General features: G+C 73.7%; 20 protein-coding genes. 15 read left to right on the top strand and 5 right to left on the bottom strand.

Annotated features, from left to right (window positions below):
• Nucleotides 1-86: 86 nt before the first annotated feature.
• Nucleotides 87-404, top strand: a complete 318-nt coding sequence (locus AC0NH5_RS12285) for a hypothetical protein (protein WP_474402837.1) — start codon at nucleotides 87-89, stop codon at nucleotides 402-404.
• A 74-nt stretch (nucleotides 405-478) separates the two neighbouring features.
• On the opposite strand, the gene AC0NH5_RS12290 is transcribed toward AC0NH5_RS12285, so the two are convergent.
• Nucleotides 479-853: a hypothetical protein gene (locus AC0NH5_RS12290; protein WP_474402839.1), complete on the bottom strand. Its 375-nt coding sequence runs from the start codon at nucleotides 851-853 to the stop codon at nucleotides 479-481.
• 171 nt (nucleotides 854-1,024) lie between these two features.
• Between AC0NH5_RS12290 and AC0NH5_RS12295 the strand changes: the two genes are divergently transcribed.
• From AC0NH5_RS12295 to AC0NH5_RS12315, 5 genes are all read left to right on the top strand, one after another.
• The gene (locus AC0NH5_RS12295) at nucleotides 1,025-1,693 is read left to right on the top strand and encodes a response regulator (RefSeq protein WP_474402841.1); all 669 of its coding nucleotides are present in this window, start codon (nucleotides 1,025-1,027) and stop codon (nucleotides 1,691-1,693) included.
• On the top strand, nucleotides 1,690-3,477 hold the full coding sequence (locus AC0NH5_RS12300) for a sensor histidine kinase (RefSeq protein ID WP_474402843.1): 1,788 nt from the start codon (nucleotides 1,690-1,692) through the stop codon (nucleotides 3,475-3,477). Before AC0NH5_RS12295 ends, AC0NH5_RS12300 begins: the two co-directional genes overlap by 4 nt.
• An 82-nt stretch (nucleotides 3,478-3,559) precedes the next feature.
• Nucleotides 3,560-4,387: a formate/nitrite transporter family protein gene (locus tag AC0NH5_RS12305; RefSeq protein WP_474402844.1), complete on the top strand. Its 828-nt coding sequence runs from the start codon at nucleotides 3,560-3,562 to the stop codon at nucleotides 4,385-4,387.
• Nucleotides 4,388-4,433: 46 nt separating this feature from the next.
• Nucleotides 4,434-4,769 carry a hypothetical protein gene (locus tag AC0NH5_RS12310; protein WP_474402846.1) on the top strand — a complete coding sequence of 112 codons (336 nt, stop codon included), beginning with the start codon at nucleotides 4,434-4,436 and terminating at the stop codon, nucleotides 4,767-4,769.
• 21 nt (nucleotides 4,770-4,790) lie between these two features.
• A complete protein-coding gene (locus AC0NH5_RS12315; RefSeq protein ID WP_474402848.1) occupies nucleotides 4,791-6,035 on the top strand; it encodes a metal-dependent hydrolase in 1,245 nt (414 codons plus the stop codon).
• Between the two features lie 17 nt (nucleotides 6,036-6,052).
• Here the strand turns inward: AC0NH5_RS12315 and AC0NH5_RS12320 are convergent, their stop codons facing one another.
• Entirely contained in the window at nucleotides 6,053-6,535 is a 483-nt protein-coding gene (locus AC0NH5_RS12320; protein ID WP_474402850.1) for a MarR family winged helix-turn-helix transcriptional regulator, read from the bottom strand.
• Between the two features lie 92 nt (nucleotides 6,536-6,627).
• Here AC0NH5_RS12320 and AC0NH5_RS12325 point away from each other — a divergent pair, with 92 nt between their 5' ends.
• The 4 genes from AC0NH5_RS12325 (at nucleotide 6,628) to AC0NH5_RS12340 (ending at nucleotide 10,283) form a co-directional block, all read left to right on the top strand.
• Nucleotides 6,628-7,839: an FAD-dependent monooxygenase gene (locus AC0NH5_RS12325; protein WP_474402853.1), complete on the top strand. Its 1,212-nt coding sequence runs from the start codon at nucleotides 6,628-6,630 to the stop codon at nucleotides 7,837-7,839.
• Nucleotides 7,840-8,044: 205 nt separating this feature from the next.
• Entirely contained in the window at nucleotides 8,045-8,623 is a 579-nt protein-coding gene (locus tag AC0NH5_RS12330) for an RNA polymerase sigma factor (RefSeq protein WP_474402855.1), read from the top strand.
• The gene (locus AC0NH5_RS12335; RefSeq protein ID WP_474402857.1) at nucleotides 8,577-9,314 is read left to right on the top strand and encodes an anti-sigma factor; all 738 of its coding nucleotides are present in this window, start codon (nucleotides 8,577-8,579) and stop codon (nucleotides 9,312-9,314) included. The genes AC0NH5_RS12330 and AC0NH5_RS12335 overlap by 47 nt, the downstream gene beginning before the upstream one ends.
• A gap of 288 nt (nucleotides 9,315-9,602) precedes the next feature.
• Nucleotides 9,603-10,283: a lytic polysaccharide monooxygenase auxiliary activity family 9 protein gene (locus tag AC0NH5_RS12340; protein ID WP_474402859.1), complete on the top strand. Its 681-nt coding sequence runs from the start codon at nucleotides 9,603-9,605 to the stop codon at nucleotides 10,281-10,283.
• Between the two features lie 59 nt (nucleotides 10,284-10,342).
• Here AC0NH5_RS12340 and AC0NH5_RS12345 read toward each other — a convergent pair whose 3' ends face one another.
• Complete coding sequence (locus AC0NH5_RS12345; protein WP_474402861.1) at nucleotides 10,343-10,948, bottom strand: LuxR C-terminal-related transcriptional regulator; 606 nt, start codon at nucleotides 10,946-10,948, stop codon at nucleotides 10,343-10,345.
• A gap of 127 nt (nucleotides 10,949-11,075) precedes the next feature.
• Nucleotides 11,076-12,206 carry a hypothetical protein gene (locus AC0NH5_RS12350; protein ID WP_474402863.1) on the bottom strand — a complete coding sequence of 377 codons (1,131 nt, stop codon included), beginning with the start codon at nucleotides 12,204-12,206 and terminating at the stop codon, nucleotides 11,076-11,078.
• A 216-nt stretch (nucleotides 12,207-12,422) separates the two neighbouring features.
• Here AC0NH5_RS12350 and lanKC point away from each other — a divergent pair, with 216 nt between their 5' ends.
• From lanKC to AC0NH5_RS12375, 5 genes are all read left to right on the top strand, one after another.
• On the top strand, nucleotides 12,423-14,993 hold the full coding sequence (gene lanKC, locus AC0NH5_RS12355) for a class III lanthionine synthetase LanKC (protein WP_474402865.1): 2,571 nt from the start codon (nucleotides 12,423-12,425) through the stop codon (nucleotides 14,991-14,993).
• A 6-nt stretch (nucleotides 14,994-14,999) separates the two neighbouring features.
• On the top strand, nucleotides 15,000-15,119 hold the full coding sequence (locus AC0NH5_RS12360; RefSeq protein WP_360202882.1) for a SapB/AmfS family lanthipeptide: 120 nt from the start codon (nucleotides 15,000-15,002) through the stop codon (nucleotides 15,117-15,119).
• A 43-nt stretch (nucleotides 15,120-15,162) separates the two neighbouring features.
• Entirely contained in the window at nucleotides 15,163-15,282 is a 120-nt protein-coding gene (locus AC0NH5_RS12365) for a SapB/AmfS family lanthipeptide (RefSeq protein WP_378029011.1), read from the top strand.
• Nucleotides 15,283-15,384: 102 nt separating this feature from the next.
• On the top strand, nucleotides 15,385-17,067 hold the full coding sequence (locus AC0NH5_RS12370; protein WP_474402868.1) for an ATP-binding cassette domain-containing protein: 1,683 nt from the start codon (nucleotides 15,385-15,387) through the stop codon (nucleotides 17,065-17,067).
• A complete protein-coding gene (locus AC0NH5_RS12375) occupies nucleotides 17,064-18,914 on the top strand; it encodes an ATP-binding cassette domain-containing protein (protein WP_474402870.1) in 1,851 nt (616 codons plus the stop codon). The genes AC0NH5_RS12370 and AC0NH5_RS12375 overlap by 4 nt, the downstream gene beginning before the upstream one ends.
• On the opposite strand, the gene AC0NH5_RS12380 is transcribed toward AC0NH5_RS12375, so the two are convergent.
• Nucleotides 18,810-19,418: a response regulator transcription factor gene (locus tag AC0NH5_RS12380; RefSeq protein ID WP_474402873.1), complete on the bottom strand. Its 609-nt coding sequence runs from the start codon at nucleotides 19,416-19,418 to the stop codon at nucleotides 18,810-18,812. The genes AC0NH5_RS12375 and AC0NH5_RS12380 overlap by 105 nt on opposite strands.
• Between the last annotated feature and the right edge of the window lie 3 nt (nucleotides 19,419-19,421).

Genomic DNA, 19,421 nt, shown 5'->3' on the forward strand with positions numbered 1-19,421 from the left:
GACACTGTGGAGCCCGATGTGTCGAGAACCGGGGCGCCGGGCATGTCGACAGAGCACACATGATCGTGACAACGAGGAGGCCTTCGATGACCACCTATGACAGCACGGTCGGCGCCCGGCCCAACATCGCCGCAGGCCCGGACACCCTGCGCGCCGACGTGGAAGCCACCCAGGACAACCTGAACGGCTCCCGGGTCAAGCAGGCGTTCCACCGGACCCGGGCGACGGCCGCCTCGGCGACCACGCAGGCGGGCCGCACGGTGCGCAACCGCCCGGTCGTCTCGTCGGCCGCCGCGCTCGCCTTCGCGGCCGTCACCGCCACCGGCGTGATCGGCGGCCGCAAGCTCGCCGAGGCCCGCCGTCCGCGCAGCCGCTGGCAGCGTCTGCTGGACCGGGCCCGCTGACCGGCCGCACCGGCACCAGCTGAAACCGTCCGTCACCCGGGGCTCTCCGGGTGGCGGACGGTTCGCTGTGCGGTTCAGTCGCTGACCGCGACCGGTTGACGCGACGGGGTCAGCATCATCGCCACGCACGCGATGGTGACGACCACGAACACGGCGACCGTCACCTGCAGGGCCGCGGGCACGTCGACGAAGAAGGCCGGCAACGCGGTGATCATGGAGACGATGCGGGCTCCGGCGGCGATGCGGACGGCGCCGCGCCGGCCGGTACGCCAGGCGAGCACGACGGCCACGACGGTGATCAGCCCGAGCACGGCGTCGATCAGCAGGATCGCGAACGGCGGACCGTCCTGGCCGTTCTCGGACACGAGCGTGAACGGGCCGCTCACGTCGATCACGCCGAGCACGAACGCGATGACCAGTCCCGCCTTGTTGAGCTTGGTGAGCTGCATGGTTGCCCCCGGATCGATGGGGCGCCGCTTGCCCGGCGCCGGTACCTCGAGCCTGCGGCCCGCACACCCCGGAGCGGATCGGTCGGCCTGCCCACGGTCCCGGGAGAGTTCCCGGTCCCACCCGGGAAGGTATTCCTGGCCCGGCGACGGGGACAGCCCCATCATGGACGGATGACGCCGCCCGACCGGCCGATCACGGTCGTCCTCGTCGACGACCACCCGGTGGTTCGTGGTGGCCTGCGCGCGCTGATCGAGTCGTTCGGGGGCTTCGCCGTGATCGGTGAGGCGGCCGACGGTGCGCAGGCGGTGCGCGAGGTCCAGCTCAACCGGCCGGACGTCGTCGTGATGGACGTGATGATGCCGCACGTCGACGGCGTCGAAGCCACCCGCCGGATCGTCCGGGCCTGCCCCGGCACCGCCGTGCTGGTGCTGTCGATGGCCGAGGAGGACGACGTCGTGTTCGGCGCCATGCAGGCCGGCGCCCGCGGCTATCTGCTCAAGGGCGCCGCCCAGGAGGAGATCGAACGCGCGCTGCGCGCCGTGGTGGCCGGCGAGGCGATCTTCGGGCCCGGCATCGCCGCCCGCGTGCTGGGCGTCTTCGCCCGCGACATGACCGGGCGCACCGACCCGTTCCCCGGGCTCACCCCGCGCGAACGCGACGTGCTGGAGCTGGTGGCGCGGGGTCGGCGGAACGCCGCGATCGCCGACGCGCTCGGCATGGCACCCAAGACGGTCGCCAACCATCTGTCGTCGATCTTCACCAAGCTGCAGGTCACCGACCGGTCGGCGGCGATCGTGCGGGCCCGCGACGGCGGCCTGGGGCGGGGACCGGCCGGATGACCCGGCACCTGTGGACCACCTGGATCACCTTCGGCGCCGCTGCCGTCCTGCTGGCCGGCGCGGCGCTGACCTTGCTCGTCCGGCGCCGGCAGCCCGTACGCCTGCTGGGGTTGTCCCTTGCTGCCGCGACCGCCGGACTGCTGGCGCTGACGCTGCGCCTGGCGACCGGTCCCGGCGGCGCTCCGGACCGGCTGTGGGCGCTGAGCGTGCTGGTGCTGTTCCCGGTCGCGCTGGTGCTCTATCCCGACGACCGGCCGCCGGCCGGGCTCGGCTGGGCGGCGCCAGCCGTGGTGGCCGTGGCCGGCGGCCTCGCCGTGCTCGACCCGGCCCGGTACGTGGCCGGCGACCTCGGCGTGCTGGTGGCCTATCTGCTGGTGCTGGCCGTGCAGTGGTGGCGGTACGAGCACGGCGGCGCCGTCGAGCGGCGGGCGCTGCAGTGGCTCGCGCTCGGGGCGGTGCCCGGCCCGGTGCTGGCCGCGCTGGCGAGCTTCGTCCTCCCGCCGGGGCCCGCCGCCGCCCTGTCCCTCGCCGTCTGGGCCGTGCTGGTGATCTGTGTCTGCGTCGGGCTGACCACGCCGGAGGTCCGCGACGTGCGGGCGATGGCCTTGTCGATCGGTGTCCACGCGATCACCGCGCTGCTGGTGGTCAGCGTCTTCGCCGGGGTGGTGGCGGTCATCGAGGTGATCGCCGGCCGGCCGGTCGTGTTCTCGCCCGGTGCGCTCGGGCTCGTGGCGGCGGCCTGCGCGATCGGCTACGCCCCGTTCGCCCGGTTGTTCCGCCGGGTCCTCGAGCTGCTGCTGTTCGGGGCACGCAGCGACCCGATCCAGGCCGCCTCGCGGGTGGGGGAGCAGCTGGGCGACGACCCGGTGCCGGCGTTGCGGGCGCTGCGCGAGTCGCTGGCGCTGCCGTACGCAGCCCTGCTGGATGAGGCGGGCCGTCCGGTAGCGGTCAGCGGGCAGCCGGCCGAGCCGGTGGTCCGGCGGGCGCTCGCCGCGGTACCGCAGGTCGAGGGCGGCCAGGCGCCCTCCGGGCATCTGGAGATCGGGCTACGGCCCGGTCAGCTCACCCTGTTGCGCACCGACGAACAGGTGGTGGCGGTGCTGGCTCCCGCGCTGGCCCAGCTGTTGCAGGCCCGGCGGCTGCGGGCCGAGCTGCGGGCCTCGCGCGCGGCCGTGGTCGCGGCGATCGAGGAGGAACGGCGGCGGCTGCGCCGTGACCTGCACGACGGGCTGGGGCCCCGGCTGACCGGTCTCGCCTATGCCTCGGACGCCGCCCGCAACATCCTCGGCCGGGACCCGGAGCGGGCCGCCGACCTGCTGACCGGTGTGCGGGCCGAGGCCGGTGAGGCGATCGTCGAGGTGCGCCGCCTCGTCGAGGGCCTGCGACCGCCGAGCCTGGACCAGGTCGGCCTGGAGCAGACCCTCCGCCAGCACGCCCGGCACGTGATCGGCGCCGACGGCCGGCCGATGACCGTCGAGGTCGAGGTCACCGGCCCGCTGCCGGACCTGGGCGCCGCGGTCGAGGTGACCGCGTACCGGATCGTGGTGGAGGCCCTGACCAACGCCGCCCGGCATTCGCGCGGCCGGCACGCCGCCGTGACACTGCGCCTCGAGGACCCGGCCGCACTGCTGATCGAGGTGCGCGACGACGGTGGGCCGGGCGAGCCGTGGGTGCCGGGGTACGGCCTGACGTCGATGCGCGAGCGCGCGGAGATGCTCGGCGGCACCCTGGCCGCGGACGCCGGCGTGGTGCTCGCCCGCCTGCCGCTGGCCGCGCCCGCCTGAGCGTGCGAAAACGGACCGGAATATGCGCCCGGTTGCCGGGTATCGCCCGGCAACAGTGCCGTCCGCAGGCTGGGAGTAGTTCATGGCTGCGAAGGAGCCGCCGGAGATCGCCCGCACCGCCGTGGCGACCGGCGTCAAGAAGGCCCAGCTGAGCTGGGACAAGACGCTGGTGGGGTCGTTCCTCGCCGGCGCTTACATCGCCTTCGGCGGCCTGGTCGCCATCACCGTGTCGGCCGGGCTCGACCCGGAGATCTGGGGCACCCTGCCGACGCTGTTCACCGGGGCGGCGTTCACGCTCGGCCTGGTGCTCGTGCTGATCGCCGGATCCCACCTGCTCACCGGCAACATGCTGCTGGTGCCGATCAGCGCCATGCGGGGCCGGCTGTCCTGGGGCGACGTGCTCCGCAACTTCTCGCTGGTGCTCGTCGGCAACCTGGCCGGTGCGGTGTTCGTCGCCTTCTTCCTCGCGGTGCAGACCGGCGTCGTCGGCGGCCTCGGCAGCGAGGCGGGCAGCCCGGGCGCCCTCGCCTACGAACGGCTGGCCGTCATCGCCGAGGCCAAGGCCCTGCACGAGACCGACTGGCAGATCTTCCTGCGCGCGGTCGGCTGCAACTGGCTGGTGTGCCTGGCGGTGTGGATCTCGATGGCCTCGGACCAGATCTCCGGCAAGATCCTCGGCATCTTTTTCCCGATCATGGCGTTCGTCGCGATGGGCTTCGACCACCTGATCGCGAACATGTTCTTCCTGCCGGCCGCGATCTTCGCCGGCGTGCCGGAGATCGGCTGGGACGACACCGTGCGGAACTGGCTCCTGGCGTTCGCCGGCAACCTGGTCGGGGCGGTCGTGTTCGTCGCCACCTCCTACTGGTATCTGTACCTGCGGGACGAGCCGGCCCAGGAATCGACCTAGCCAAGCCTCCTCGACCCCGACGCCGTCCGGGTGCACAGTTGAAGCCATGACCGACGACGCCCGGACCGCCGCAGACCAGCAGGGTGAGATCGACGCCGAGATGGCGGCATCGGCGCGGGCGCAGCGCCGGTGGAACGACGATCGCGATGACCGCCTGCAGCGCCGTGAGGACGCCGCCGGCCGGCGCACCGATGATCTGGACCGGCGCGCGGAAGCCGCCGACGAGCGTGACGAGTACGCCGCCCGGCGGCAGGCCGGGGGTGACGAGCGGGACCGCCTGCTCGACCGGCGCTCGACGGAGCTGGACAACCGGGAACGGGTCGCCGACCAGCGGGAGATCGATCGGGAAATCGCAGGCTGGGACGACGCGCCCGCCGGGTGAGGCCCCCTAAGATCACCGGATATGGACAATGTGACGCACACCCTGATCAGCATTCTGGTCGGTGAAGCCGTCCACCGGTCCATCCCGCCGTCGGCGGTCCTCAGCGACCGGGCCCGCCGCACCGTCGCCATCACCGTGATGGCGGTCGGCGGGAACCTTCCGGACGCCGACGTGATCTACACCGGCTGGGCCGGCACGACGGTCGACTACCTGCTGCACCATCGCGGCCACACCCACACCGTCATCGGTGCGCTGGGCCTGTCGCTGGTGCTGTTCCTGGCCGTACGACTGTGGTGGCGACACCGGAAGATCCGGCCCGGACCGGCGGACCTGGGGTTCCTCGCCGGGGTGTCGGTGCTGGCGCCGCTGCTGCACATCGGCCTCGACTTCACCAACAGCTACGGCGTGCACCCGTTCTGGCCGGTCGACAACCGCTGGTACTACGGCGACGCCGTCTTCATCGTCGAACCGCTGCTCTGGGCCTGCGCGGCGGCCCTGCTGTTCGTGCTGCCCGGCCGCATCGGACCGATCCTGATCGCGGTGGTGCTCGCGGCCGGGCTCGGCCTGAGCTGGTTCACCGGCTTCGTGCCGCTGTCCTTCGCGGCGCTGCTGACGGTGCTCACCGTCGGCCTCGCCGCGGTCAGCCGGTTCGCGTCGGCCCGGGTGGCGCTCGGCAGCGGCATCGCCGTCTGGCTGGCGCTCACCGCGACGTTCGCGGTCACGTCCCGGACCGCGGAGAGCCGCTTCGAAGCGCTGCTGGCAGACCGCTTCCCGGCGGCACGCACCCTCGACACGGTGCTGACCCCGATGCCGGCCAATCCGGTCTGCCGCGAGGTCCTGGCCGTGCAGCGGACGGCGGACGGCTACGTCGTCCGCCGGGCGTTCCACTCGCTGGCACCCGGCTGGATCGCGGCCGACCGGTGCGCGGGACTCTCACCGTCCGGCGGCGCCGGCATCACCGCCCCGCTCGTGCCGGTCGCGCAGGCGCCGACCGCGGAGGTCGCCTGGAACGGCGAACTGGCGATGGCCGCCGACGTCCTGCCGGCCCTCGCCGCGGAGTACTGCGCCGTCGAGGCGCTGCTCCAGTTCGCCCGGGCGCCGTGGGCCGTGCCGAAGGGCGACGGGTGGGTGGTCGGCGACCTGCGGTACGACCAGGAGCCGGGACTCGGCCTCGCCGAGGTCGAGGCCGGCCCGTCCCGGGACGAGTGCCCGCGTCTGCCGGCGCCGTGGACACCGCCCCGCGAGGACCTGCTGACCGGCGGATAGCGGCGGCGGAAGGGTCTTCAGGGGCTGGAGAGGTCCTCGATGTAGCCGTTCATCGTCGCGACGTAATCGGTGATGAAGCGCTCGGCGTGGGCCAGGGCCTCGGGCGGGTATGCCGCCATCATCGCGTCCAGGCGGGCGACGAGGGGGTCGAAGAAGTCGCCCAGCAGCGCGTCGACGCCCTCGGTCGCGCGCAGGGTGACCAGGCGGCGGTCGGCGCTGTCCCGGACCCGGGTCACGTGTCCGGCCTTCTCCAGCCGGTTCAGCAGTGAGGACGTCGCGCCGGCGGTCAGGCCGATGCGGTGGGCGAGGGCGGCCTGGGTGAGCGGGGCGCCGCGTTCCTCGGCGGAGAGGATCTCCACCAGGGCGCTGGCGTCGGTGGTGTGCAGGTTCATCCGCGTCCCGAAGTGACGGCCGAGTTCGGCGAAGGCGATGCCGTGGCCGCGGAGTCCTGCGAGCAGCCGGTCGCGCTGTGCCGTGATGTCGCCTGGTGTGCCGGCCACGCCGTCCCCTCCGTGTCGCGCCGCTGTCCGCCAAGACCTTACCAGCATCAAATAGTTTGACGATGTAATGATTGCACGGTAGAACTGTCTCCATGACCTCGCCCCGCGTACTCGTCTCCGGAGCCGGCGTCGCCGGTCTCAGCGCCGCCTTCTGGCTCGATCGCGCCGGCTGGGAGGTCGAGGTCGTGGAACGCCACAGCGCGTTCCGCGACGGCGGGCAGAACGTCGACGTGCGCGGCGCGGCACGGGAGGTTCTCAGCCGGATGGGGATCGAGGACGAGGTCCGCCGGCGGAGCACCACCGAGGAGGGCACGTCGGTGCTCGACGGCCGGGGCCGGGTGATCGCCCGGTTCCCGGTGGAGGATCCGGACGGCCCGACCGCGGAGCTGGAGATCCTGCGCGGCGACCTGGCCCGGATCATCCTGGAGCGGCTCTCCGATCGCGTCACCGTGCGTTACGGCGACCAGATCGAGCGGGTCACCGATCACCCCTCGCGCGTGCGGGTCGAGCTGGGCTCCGGCGCCGCGGGCGACCACGACCTGCTGATTCTCGCCGAAGGTGTCCGGTCCCGGACCCGCGACCAGGTCTTCGGATCCGGTGTCGCCCGGCGCGAGCTGGGCGTGACCATGGCTTACGGGACCATCGCCCGCACACCGGACGACGATCGCTGGTGGCGGTGGTACTCGGCGCCCGGCGGCCGGCAGATCACGCTGCGGCCGGACGACCGGGGCACGGTCCGGGCGACGCTGGCGTTCACCGCGCGGGAGCGCGATCTGCTCGATCTGCCGCTCGACGAGGCCCGCGCCGAGCTGGGCCGGGTCTTCGGCGACGCGGGCTGGCAGGCCCAGCGGGTGCTGGCCGGCTTCGGTTCCTCCCCGGACGTCTACCTCGACCGCCTCACCCAGATCATGATGCCGTCGTGGTCTCGGGGCCGGGTCTGCGTCACCGGTGACGCGGCCTGGTGCGTGACGCCGCTGGGCGGCGGCGGAACCTCGCTGGCCCTGCTCGGCGGCTACGTCCTGGCCGCCTTCGCCGGTCAGGCCGGGCCCGGCGGCCTGACCACCGCGCTGTCCGGTTATGAGCAGTGGATGCGCCCGGTCGTCCGGGACGCGCAGAAATTGCCGCCGGGCACGCCCGGTCTCTTCTATCCCCGGACCGGGCTCGGCGTGCGGGCCCTGCGCCTGGCGGCACGTGTCGGCAGCTCCGGCCCACTGCGCGGGCTGACGTCGCGGATCGGCCACGTCGCGCGGACCAGCCGGGCCCTGCCGGAGCCGGCCGCGGCGCCGGACGCCGGGCGGGGCTGACGGTTCGGTCCGGGTCGCTGCACCGGCGGCGGCTCCAACCTTTTTGCCGGTACGCTCTACGCGCTCCCACCCGAGGAAAGCGACGGCGGCCGTCACCGGACGCCGTCGTCGTCCACCCGTTCCGGCCGCCACCGCGCCGGGCGGCGAAGTCGTCCACCCGTCCCGGCCGTCGCGTCACCGGATCACACGGGTGGGAAGGAGGTCGATGAGCTCCGACGACGAGCTCGCCGAGCGATTGCGCGCCGGCGACGAGACAGCCCTGCGCACGGCCTATGACCGGCACGGCGGCGCCGTGCTCTATCTGGCCCAGCGTCTGCTGGGCAACCGGGCGGACGCCGAGGACGTCACCCAGATGACCTTCGTGGCGGCGTGGGCCGGCCGCGACACGTTCGACCCGCAGCGCGGCACGATGCTGGGCTGGCTGCTGGGGATCGCGCGGCGCAAGGCCGTCGACCGCCTGCGGTCGGCGGCACGCGACGACCGGGCGACCGAGACGGTTCGCGCGCAGCCCGCCCCCGCCGACGAGCGGGAGACCCCGGAACGGGTCGTGGACCGGCTGGTCGTGGCCGACGAGCTGGCCCGGCTGCCCGAGGAACAGCGGCGCACCCTGGAGCTGGCGTTCTTCGACGACCTCACGCATCCCCAGATAGCGGCCGCCACCGGGCTGCCCCTGGGCACGGTCAAGAGCCATATCCGGCGTGGAATGGCGAGCCTGCGACGTCGTTGGGAGGTGGACGGTGCAGCATCTGGAACCCGATCGGCTGGTACTGCTCGCGCTCTCTGAGGAACCGGAGGGCCCGGCCGAGTCGACTCATCTGACGACGTGCGCCGGCTGCCGGCACGACCTCGAGTCACTGCGGACCGTTGCCGGCCTCGGCAGTGCGGGAAGCGACCTGCGTGACCTGCCGCCACCGCCGGAACACCTCTGGCAGGCCATCGAGGCGGACATCGCCCGGCCCGCGCCGGTCGCCGACCTCGCCGTCCACCGGGAGGCGGCATCGGCGTCGCAGCGTCCCCGCGACGCTGTCCGCAACCGGCGGCGGCGCCTGCTGACCCCGTTGGTGGCGGCTGCGGCGGCCGCGGTGCTGGCGGTGGCGGGCACCGTGGCGGTCAGCCGGTTCACCGGGAGATCGCCGGCGGAGCAGGTGACGGCCCGGGCGACGCTCGCGCCGTTGCCCACGGTGCCGGCGGACGCCGGGGGCAGCGCCCGGGTGCTGTCCGACGGCCGGATCCGGATCGAGGTGCGGAACCTGCCGTCGACCGGCGGCTTCCACGAGGTGTGGCTGATCGATCCGGACGACACGTCCAAGATGGTCGCCGTCGGCAGCCTGCCCGGCGCCGCGGTGGTGACGTTGCCGGTGCCGCCCGGCACCGAGCTGAGCCGGTACCGGCTGGTCGACGTGAGCGACGAACCGCACGACGGGGACGCCACCCACTCCGGCCGCAGCCTGCTCCGGGGAACCCTCATTACCTAGGCCTCGCCCGCCGTTGCGCTCAGCCCCTGTGTGTGAAGTTCAGGTTCGGAACGAACCCCAACTTCACACACAGGGGCTGAGTTTTTGGTGGATGGACGATTCGCCACCAGCTGCCAGAAACAGTGGTCAACCGGCCAAGACGCGCGGCAGGCTTGAAGTCCGGCCCGGCCGCCGGTTTTTGTCATACTCCGGTAATCATCGATAAACATTGATATGTAGACGGTTCAGTGCGATGCTGGCACTGGGAGCGCTCCCATCTGATCCCCGACGTCAGAGAACGGAGGCACAGTGCTTACACGACAGACCGGCCCCTCCGGCCGGCGGTTGGACTCAGCCGCCCGCCGGCCCGTCCGAGCGCTGGTCCTGGTGCTCACCATGATGGTCGGCCTGCTGGCCTGGCCCGGCACCGCTCAGGCACACGGCACCATCATCAACCCGGCGAGCCGCGCCTATCAGTGCTGGCAGACCTGGGGCAGCAAGCACATGGATCCGTCCATGCAGCAGCAGGACCCGATGTGCTACCAGGCATGGCAGGCCAACACCGACACCATGTGGAACTGGATGAGCGCGCTGCGGGACGGTCTCGGCCAGCAGTACCAGGCACGGACGCCCGACGGGCAGCTGTGCAGCAACGGTCTGGCCCGCAACAACAGCCTGAACACACCCGGGCAGTGGAAGACGACGAACATCAGTCGCAACTTCACCGTCCAGCTGTACGACCAGGCGAGTCACGGCGCTGACTTCTTCCGCATCTACGTGAGCAAGCAGGGGTTCAACCCGGCCACCCAGCGACTCGGCTGGGGCAACCTCGACTTCATCACGCAGACCGGACGGTACGCGCCGGCGCAGAACATCTCGATGAACATCTCGACGTCCGGCTACACCGGGCACCACATCGTGTTCGTGATCTGGCAGGCTTCACACACCGACCAGGCGTACATGTGGTGCAGCGACGTGAACTTCGTCTGATCCACCGCACCACCACTCCGGCCCGGGACTCTCGTCCCGGGCCGGAGTGCGTCCGCGGCTCACAACCAGTTCGCCTCGGTGGCGATCCGGATGGCGTCCAGCCGGCTGCGCGCGTTCAGTTTCTGCGTGATGGTCGACAGATAGGTCCGGACCGTCCCGTCGGTCAGGAACAGCGCGGCCGCGATGTCCCGTCCGGACAGTCCCTCGGCGGCGAGCCGCAACACGTCCCGCTCCCGCGGGGTCAGCGGGCTGGGCCGCCCGGTGAGCATCGACGCGGCGATCGCCGGCTCGATGAAGCTCTCCCCGGCCGCCACCCGCCGTACCGCGTCGACCAGGTCGTCGAAGTGGCAGTCCTTCCGCACGTACGCGCGGACCCGGCAGCCCAGCGCGTGCCGCAGGGCCGCCGAGGCGGCGACCGTGGTGAGCACCAGGATCGGCCGGTCCGGGTGCTGCCCGGCAAGCATGTCGACGGCGTCGCTCACCGAGCCGTTCAGGGTGTCCAGGTCGACCACGAAGACGTCCGCGTCGACGGTGCCGGCCAGTTCCGGGGTCACTTGCGCGCCGGTGTGCCCGGCGACGACCTCCAGGTCGTGCTCGTGTGACAGGGCACTGCTGAGGGCGGTCCTCAGCAGGCAGTCGTCGGCGATCAGCATGATGCGGATCACGGTGGTTTCCTTCCCGGGTGCGTGCGCTCCGCCTGGCCCGCCCGGAGTGGTCACGGTGACGGTCCGGCAGCTGACAAGGGCACGGAGCCCCGCCGACGCGCTGCGGCGCCGGAGGGGACGGGAAGGATCAGCCGGGCGGTGCCGCGCCGGCCGGGCAGCGCCCGTGGTGGTTCGTGGCATCGTCGTCCGCGGTGCCGGCCGCGGCCGGAGCGGGAAGCCACGCGGCGGTGGTGATCGCCCAGGTCTGCGGCGCGGTGTCCGCACCGGTGGAGACCCAGGGGGTACGAAGTCCGAGATGTGCCGGGGCGGGCGCCGGCGAGGCCGGGCTCACCGGCGTGACGACAGTCGCGCTCGAATGCCGGGTCGTCGATGTGTGCCGCACGCAGGGCGGGCGCAGGGTCTCGTGCCGGGCCGACAGGTCGGCGACAGCTGGGCCGGGCAGGGCGGCGACCCGCGGTGGAGCGGCCTTGGGAACGGCGACCGGCGGTGGAGCGGCCTTGGGAACGGCGACCGGCGGTGAAGCGGCCTCAGGAGCGGCGAACGGTTGCGGAGCGGCGGCTCGGGGCGGAGCGACCACCGGGCGGGACGAGGAACCGGCGGCAGGTGGCGGGAGTACCGCCTGGCTCGCCGGGGGAGTGGTGACGACCAGTCGCCCGGCCGGTGTGCGGACGATCGGCTGGACGGCCCGGGCCACCGGCTCGCGCAGTGCCGGCGTGACCGTGCCGGCGACCGGCTTCACGACGGACCTCACCGGCGCGGTGACCCGCTCCAGCGCCGCACGCGCCGGCTTCGTGACAGGCTCCACGGTCGCACGGACCGGCTCGGTGACGTGTTCGACGGTCTTGCGGACCGGTTCGGTGGTGCGTTCGACGGTCTTGCGGACCGGTTCGGTGGCGCGTTCGACAGTTTCGCGGACCGGCTTGGTCGTGCGCTCGACCGTCTTACGGACCGGTTCGGTGGTGCGTTCCAGCGTCCGGCCGAGCGGCTCGGTGACCCGCTCGGGGCGTGCCGGCTTTCCGGGGCGGGATTCCGCTGTCCTCGGCCGATCCGCCGCCGGCTTCTCGGCGCGGTCCGGCGTCACCGCGTCGGTGACGTCCTCGACGCCCGGCAGCACGTCGCCCGGGACCACGTCGTCAGCGCGCGCCGCGCCCGCGCTCAGCAGCAGATAGGCCACCACGGCGAAGCCGGCCAGCACGACGAGGCGGAGAAAGGTGGCCAGGCGGCGTCCCGGTGAATCGGGCCCCGCCGCCGTCGTCACGGAACTCTCCGTCCAGTCGGTCCTGTTCGCCGACCGTAGCGCCGCCGTTCCGAGATCGCACATCGGGCCGCGCGCTTTCCCCCGCCGGTGCGGAGCCAAACGCTGCGTTTGTCAGCAATGCGCGGTGAACGGTGTGGCGCAGCCTCTGACATCGGCGACTGTCGTTGCCCGCCCGCCCGGCGGCAGGATCGGTACAGACCGATGAGGGAGGCCGGAGTGGACCGCCGTTACGACGCGTACTGTGCCGCTGACCCGCTCTTCTACGACTCGCTGGCGATCGTCCAGCGCTCGGCCGGTGACTTCCCGGCCGCCCGCCGGCAGCTGCCGGACGGATGGGCGATCCGGGCACACGAGGACTGGCTGATCGCCGGTCCGGACGGCGTGGCGCTGCCCCGGCAAGGGTGGAAGATCCATTCTTCGGGCCGTCCGGGAAACGCGGCGGCGATCGTCGACACGATCTGGCACTACTGCGTTCCCCGCGGCATCCCGTTCAAATTCCTGCGCTCGCCGCAGGTGCTGTTCATGCGGAACGCGAAATACGCCCCGCGCGCCTCCAGCGGCAAACTCGCCACCGTTTACCCGGCCGACGACACCGCCGCCGAACAGATCCTGACCGAGCTCGGCGCGCTGCTGACCGGCGAGTCCGGACCGTACATCCTGAGTGATCTGCGCTGGGGCGAAGGCCCGCTGTACGTGCGCTACGGCGCGTTCGCCCACCTGTACTGCGTCGCCGGCGACGGCGACCTGGTGCCGGCCCTGGCCGGGCCGGACGGCACGCTGGAACCCGACCGGCGCCAGGCCGTCTTCAGCCTGCCGCCGTGGCTGGAACTGCCCGCCTTCCTGCGGCCGCACCTCGACGCCCGCAACGCGGTGACCACGAACGACGTCCCGTACCGGGTGACCCAGGTGCTGCACTACTCCAACGCGGGCGGGCTCTACGCGGCCGAGGACGAGCGCACCGGCGAGCGGGTGGTGCTGAAGGAGGCCAGGCCGTACGCCGGGCTGGACGGTCGCGGCGACGACGCGGTGACCCGGCTGCGCCGGGAGGGCGACATGCTCGACCGGGTCGCCGACGCGGGTTTCACGCCGAAGGTGCGCGACCGGTTCCCGCTGGGCGAGCACGAGTTCCTGGCCCTGGAGTTCGTCGACGGCGAACCGCTGAACCGGCTGATCGTGCGGAAGTACCCGCTCACCGATCCGGGCGCCGGTGACGCCGAGCTGCGCGACTACACGCAGTGGGCGCTGTCCGTGCACCACCGGGTCGAGCAGGCGGTGCGGGCGTTGCACGAGCGCGGAGTGGTTTACGGCGACCTGCACATGTTCAACATCATGGTGCGGCCGGACGGGCGGATCGCGCTGCTGGACTTCGAGGTGGCCGCGCCGATCACCGAGCAGCGCCGGCCGGGCCTGCGCAACCAGGGTTTCGCCGCCCCCCGCGACCGGGTCGGCGGGGCGGTGGACGAATACGCGCTGGCCTGCCTCGCGATCGCGCTGTTCCTGCCGCTCACCCCGCTGCTGCGGCTCGACCGCGCCAAGGTGCGGCACCTCGCCGACGTCATCGCCGAGCACTTTCCGGTGCCACGTGACCTGCTGGATCGTACGACCGCGGTGATCGAGGGCCGGTCCGCCGCCCGGCTGGCAGCGGTCGGCACCCGGGACTGGTCGGTCTTCGACCCCACGCCGGAGGCCTGGCCCGCGGCCCGGGACGCGCTGGTGCGCGCCATCGTGGGCAGCGCCACGCCGGACCGCACCGACCGGCTCTATCCGGGCGACATCGAGCAGTTCCGGATCGGCGGGCTCGGCCTGGCCCACGGCGCCGCGGGCGTGCTTCACGCGCTGGCCGAGTCGGGCGCGGACATCCCCGCCGAGCACCGCGACTGGCTGCTCAAACGCGCCGCCGACCCGGGCTTCGACCCGCGGCACGGTTTCCTCGACGGGCTGCACGGTGTCGCGTACACGCTGGATCGTCTCGGCGAACGCCGCGCCGCGCTGGACCTGGTCGACCGCTGCCTGACCGCGGGGTGGGAGGGCCTCGGCCCGGACCTCTTCGCCGGCGTCGCCGGCATCGGCCTCAACCTGCTGCACCTGGCCGGGCGCACCGGGGAGACCGGGCTGCGGGACGCCGCGACGCGCGCCGCGGACCTGGCGGCCGGCCGGCTGGGCGACGTGACCTCGGTGCCGGAGATCAGCGGCGGGCGGCACCCACATGCCGGGCTGACCCGCGGATCCAGCGGGGTGGCGCTGTTCTTCCTGCGGATGTACGAGACCACGCGCGACCGTGGATATCTGGACCTGGCCGCCACCGCCCTGCGGCAGGACCTGCGCCGCTGCGTCACCCGGCCGGACGGCGCGCTCGAGGTGAACGAGGGCTGGCGGACCATGCCGTACCTCGCGGAGGGCAGCATCGGCATCGGTGTCGTCCTCGACGAGTACCTGCGGCACCGCCCCGACGAGGAGTTCCGTGACGCGTCCGCGGCGATCGCCCGGGCTGCCCGCTCCCCGCTGTACGTGCAGTCCGGCCTGTTCGCCGGCCGCGCCGGCATCGTGGCGTACCTGGCCCGGCGCGGCGACGACGAAGCGGCTGCCCAGGCACGCCGCCTGGCCTGGCACGCCCTGCCGTACGGCGGCGGGCTGGCCTTCCCCGGCGAGCAGCTGCTGCGGCTGTCCATGGACCTGGCCACCGGAACCGCCGGCGTGCTCCTGGCGCTGGCCATGACCCACAGCGAGCGGCCGGTGTCCCTGCCGTTCCTGTCCACCATCGACTCCACCGACGAGGGAAGGAGGTGAACGACCATGGCGCTCCTGGACCTGCAAGGCATGGAACTGACGACCGAGCAGCGCGGAGGCGGCGGCAGCCAGGCCTCGCTGCTGCTGTGCGGCGACAGCTCGCTCAGCGTGACCACCTGTAACTGACCGGACGTGTACCCGATCGCTCAGATGACGAAGGAGAACTCTGATGGCACTGCTGGACCTCCAGGGCATGGAAATGACCACCGAGCAGCGCGGCGGTGGCGGCAGCCAGGCGTCGCTGCTCCTCTGCGGTGACAGCTCGCTGAGCGTCACGACCTGCAACTGACGTCGATCGGCCCCCCATCGACGTTCGCGGCCCCGGAGCCCGGCCCCCAGCCGGCTCCGGGGCCGCCGTGGAAATTTCGGGCCGCCGTGGGAAGGAGGCGCCGTGACCGGCCACCGAACCCTGCTCGCGCCGCTCGCCGTTGCCGCCGTGCTGTCGGCCGCCGCGGAGCTGGCCCTGCCCCTGACGATCGGCCGCACGGTGGACGCGATCGTCACCGGCGGCGACACCGGCCGCCCGCTGACCGCGGTTCTCGTCCTCGTCGGTGTGCTGGCGGTCGCCGACCCGGCCCGTGACCTGCTTGCCGGGCTGGCGCCCGCGGACCGGACCGCGCGGCTGCGCGGCCGGCTGATCCGGCACACGCTCCGGCTGGGCGCGCGCCGTCCGGAGGCGCCCGGCGACGTGGTGAGCCGGATGCTCACCGGCGCGGCCGAGGCCGGCCAGGGCGGCGTCGCCGTGGTCCTCGCCGTGGTCAGCACGGTCCCGGTGATCGGCGCGGTCGCCATGCTCGCCCACCTCGACGCCTGGCTGATCACCGGCTACCTGGCCGGCGCGGTGGCGATCACCGCGCTGCTGCGGCGGCACGTCCGGGACACCTCCGACGTCGTGGTCCGCTATCAAAGCGCCCAGGCCGACATCGCCGCCCGGCTCGCCGGCGCGCTCGCCGGCCGCCGCACCATCGCCGCCGCCGGGACCGTGCCCGCCGAGACCGAGCGCTGCCTGCGGCCCTTACCCGATCTGTCGGCGGCCGGCCACGCCACGTGGCGCGTGCTGTCCCGTTCCGCCGGGCAGAGCGCGTTCGCCGGCCCGCTGCTGCAGCTGTCCGTGGTGGCCGTCGCCGGCTGGCTGCTGGCGCGGGGCCGGCTCACCCCGGGCGAGCTGCTCGCCGCGGTCCAGTACGGCGCGCTCGGCGCCGGGATCGGCGGCCTGGTCGCCGGGTTCAACCGGGTGGCACGGGCCTGGGCCGGGGCTCACCGCCTCGCCGAGGTGCTGCGGCGGCCGGTGCCGGTGTCCGGGAGCCGGGCACTGCCGCCCGGGCCGGGCGTTCTGGAGTTCCACGACGTCACCGTCGGGCCGGTGCTGGACCGGGTGGACGTGACGTTGCCAGGCGGCCGGCCGATCGCTGTGGTGGGCCGGTCCGGCGCCGGCAAGTCGACGTTCGCGGCGCTCGCCGCGCGCCTCGTCGACCCGGATCAGGGCGTGGTCCGGCTGGACGGGGTGCCGCTGAGCGAGCTGTCCGCGGAGACGTTGCGGCGGGAGGTCGGTGTGGCGTTCGAGCGGCCGCAGCTGGTCGGCGCGACCGTGGCCGACGCGGTGGGGCTGGCCCATGACCGGCCGCAGCCGGCCGATGCTGGGGGGCCTGCCCATGACGGGCCGCAGCTTGCCGATGCTGGGGGGCCGGCCCTTGACCGGCCGCGCGACTTCCTGCGGGCCGCGCGTGCCGACGCCTTCGTCGCGCGTCTGCCGCTCGGGGCGGACACCCCGCTCGCCGAGGCGCCCTTCTCCGGCGGCGAGACGCAGCGGCTCGGACTCGCCCGCGCCTGGCACGCCGGGCGCCTGTTCGTCCTCGACGACGCGACGTCCAGCCTGGACACGGCGACCGAGGCGGAGATCCTCGCGCTGATCACGGGCGACACGCGGCGTACCCACCTGATCGTGGCGCACCGGGCCGGCACCGCCGCGCAGTGCGCGACAGTGGTCTGGCTGGACGGCGGGCGGGTACGGGCGGTGGCGCCGCACCGGCAGTTGTGGGCGGACCCGGCGTACCGCGCGGTGTTCGGGTCATGAGCGCCGGACGGGAGACTGCCGCGGCGCTGCGCCGGCGCCGCCGCGACGTGCTGCGGCTGCTGGCGTGGTCGGTGCCGGAGGCGGCGCCCGCGCTGCTCTCCGGCCTGATCGTGGCCCGCGCCGTGGACCGGGGATTCCTGCCCGGCCGCCCGGCGACCGGCTTCGCGTGGCTGAGCCTGCTGCTGGTCGCGGCCGTGGCCGGCGCGGCCGGCGCTCGGCAGGCGAACCGGGCGGTGGCCGGTGTCGTCGAGCCGTTCCGCGACGACCTGGTCACCCGGGTGGTCACCGCGTCGCTGCACGCCGCGACCCGGCCCGGCCCGGCGGGCGCACCGGCCGGTGCGGTGGCCCGGCTGACCCAGCAGGTGGAGACGGTCCGCGACGCGTTCGCAGGCCTCGTCCTGGTGTCCCGCGGCTTCGTGGTGACCGTGCTCGCCGCCCTGCTCGGCACCGCGACCCTGGCTGCCCCGCTGCTGCCGCTGCTCGCACCGCCGCTGCTCGCCGGGCTGGCACTGTTCGCGGTGGGGCTGCGGCTCGGCGTCCGGTGGCAGCGTGCCCACCTCGCCGCCGGTGAGCACCTCGCCGACCGGGTGGCCGTGGCGGCGGCCGCCGCCCGCGACGTGGCGGCCTGCCGGGCGGAGGAACGGGCCGCCGGCTTCGTCGACGAGGCGATCGCCGCGCAGGCCCGGGCGGAACGGGCGCTGGCACGGCTGGCCGCGGTCCGGTCGTCGACAGTGGTGATAGCCGGGTGGGTGCCGCTCGTGGTGGTGCTGGCCGGGGCCGGGCGGCTCACCGGGCAGGGGATCAGCACCGGGGCGCTGATCGGGGTGCTCACCTATCTGACGCAGGTGCTGGTGCCGGCCCTGGACCTGTTCGTCGCGACCGTCGGCAACGCCGGCCTGCGGTTCGTGGTCACGCTGGGCCGGCTGCTGCGCCTGTCGCCTCCGGCGGCCGGGACGGGGCTGCGGTCGGCCGGGCCCGCGCGCCTCGAACTCTCCGGGGTCACGTTCCGGTACGGCGTCGCGGCCCGCCCGGTGCTGCGCGACTTCGATCTGACCGTCGGGCCGGGCGACCACCTGGCCGTGGTGGGACCCAGCGGCGCCGGGAAGTCCACCCTCGCCGGGCTGCTCTGCGGGACACTGCCGCCGGACCGGGGCACGGTCCGGTACGGCGGGGTGCCGGCGACCGCCCTGGATCCGGCCGCTCGTGCCGGGAGCCGGGTGCTGATCCCGCAGGAGGCGTACGTCTTCCCCGGCAGCGTCGCGGACAACCTGCGCTACCTGAACCCGGCGGCCTCCGACGCGCAGATGCTCACGGCAGCCGACCGGCTCGGCGCGGGCCGGCTGCTGGCCCGGCTGGGTGGGCTCTCGGCGCCGGTGCCGATCGGGGACCTGTCGGCCGGTGAACGCCAGCTGATCACGCTGGTCCGCGCCTTTCTGGCGCCGGCGCCGGTGGCGGTGCTGGACGAGGCCACCTGCCACCTCGATCCGGCGGCCGAGGAGCGGGTGGAGCGCGCGTTCGCGCGCCGGGGCCCGCTGGTGGTGATCGCACATCGGATCAGCTCCGCGGAGCGCGCCTCCCGGGTGTTGTTCTTCGACCCGGACGGGCCGATGCTCGGCGACCACGAGAGCCTGCGCGTGGGCAGCCGGCGGTATCGGGAGATGACCGCGCACTGGACGGGAGGCGCTACCGCACCGGCCGCCTCGGAGCCGGCCGTTCCAGGGCCGGCGGCTTCGCCGGGCGGTTCAGAGCCAGCCGGCGCGGCGGGCCCGCTCGACGGCCTCGGCCCGGCTCCGTGCGCCGACCTTGGCGGTGATCCGGCTGAGGCGGTTGCGGACCGTGCCCGGTGACAGGCCCAGTTTGCCGGCGATCTCGGCCGCGCCGACGCCCTGTGCGGCCAGGGCCAGCACCTCGCGTTCCCGGGCGGTCAGCGGGTTCGGCGGCTGTCCCAGCCGGGCGGCGACCAACGTCGGGTCGATGACCGCGTTCCCGTCGGCCAGGTTGCGCACGGCCGACAGCAGATGCTCCAGCGACGCCCGCCGGGTCACGAAACCGACCCGCTCCCAGTCGTCGTCGGCGACCCGGGTGAGCAGGTCGTGCCGGTCCGCGTCGATCAGGATCAGCACCCGGGTCCGCGGCACGGCGGTGCAGATCGCCGCGGCCGCCTGCAGCGGATCGTCCGCACCGTCGATGTCCAGCACCGTGAGGTCCGGCGGCGCGGGCAGCGCGGTGGCCTCCCGCCAGGCGGCCAGCTCGGCGACCACCTCCAGGTCGGCCTCGGTGCGCATCGCGGCGGCCAGCGCACCACGGTAGAGGGGCGAGTCCTGCACGACCGCGACGCGGATGAGGGGCACGCC

Source organism: Actinoplanes sp. 13 (assembly GCF_056134165.1).

Bases quoted from the DNA above. Each gene is read 5' to 3' on its own strand.
- AC0NH5_RS12325 (WP_474402853.1), top strand. From the start codon at position 6,628: ATGACCTCGCCCCGCGTACTCGTCTCCGGAGCCGGCGTCGCCGGTCTC.
- AC0NH5_RS12305 (WP_474402844.1), top strand. From the start codon at position 3,560: ATGGCTGCGAAGGAGCCGCCGGAGATCGCCCGCACCGCCGTGGCGACC.
- AC0NH5_RS12300 (WP_474402843.1), top strand. From the start codon at position 1,690: ATGACCCGGCACCTGTGGACCACCTGGATCACCTTCGGCGCCGCTGCC.
- AC0NH5_RS12285 (WP_474402837.1), top strand. From the start codon at position 87: ATGACCACCTATGACAGCACGGTCGGCGCCCGGCCCAACATCGCCGCA.
- AC0NH5_RS12315 (WP_474402848.1), top strand. From the start codon at position 4,791: ATGGACAATGTGACGCACACCCTGATCAGCATTCTGGTCGGTGAAGCC.
- AC0NH5_RS12295 (WP_474402841.1), top strand. From the start codon at position 1,025: ATGACGCCGCCCGACCGGCCGATCACGGTCGTCCTCGTCGACGACCAC.
- AC0NH5_RS12360 (WP_360202882.1), top strand. From the start codon at position 15,000: ATGGCGCTCCTGGACCTGCAAGGCATGGAACTGACGACCGAGCAGCGC.
- AC0NH5_RS12375 (WP_474402870.1), top strand. From the start codon at position 17,064: ATGAGCGCCGGACGGGAGACTGCCGCGGCGCTGCGCCGGCGCCGCCGC.
- AC0NH5_RS12290 (WP_474402839.1), bottom strand. From the start codon at position 853: ATGCAGCTCACCAAGCTCAACAAGGCGGGACTGGTCATCGCGTTCGTG.
- AC0NH5_RS12330 (WP_474402855.1), top strand. From the start codon at position 8,045: ATGAGCTCCGACGACGAGCTCGCCGAGCGATTGCGCGCCGGCGACGAG.
- AC0NH5_RS12365 (WP_378029011.1), top strand. From the start codon at position 15,163: ATGGCACTGCTGGACCTCCAGGGCATGGAAATGACCACCGAGCAGCGC.
- AC0NH5_RS12310 (WP_474402846.1), top strand. From the start codon at position 4,434: ATGACCGACGACGCCCGGACCGCCGCAGACCAGCAGGGTGAGATCGAC.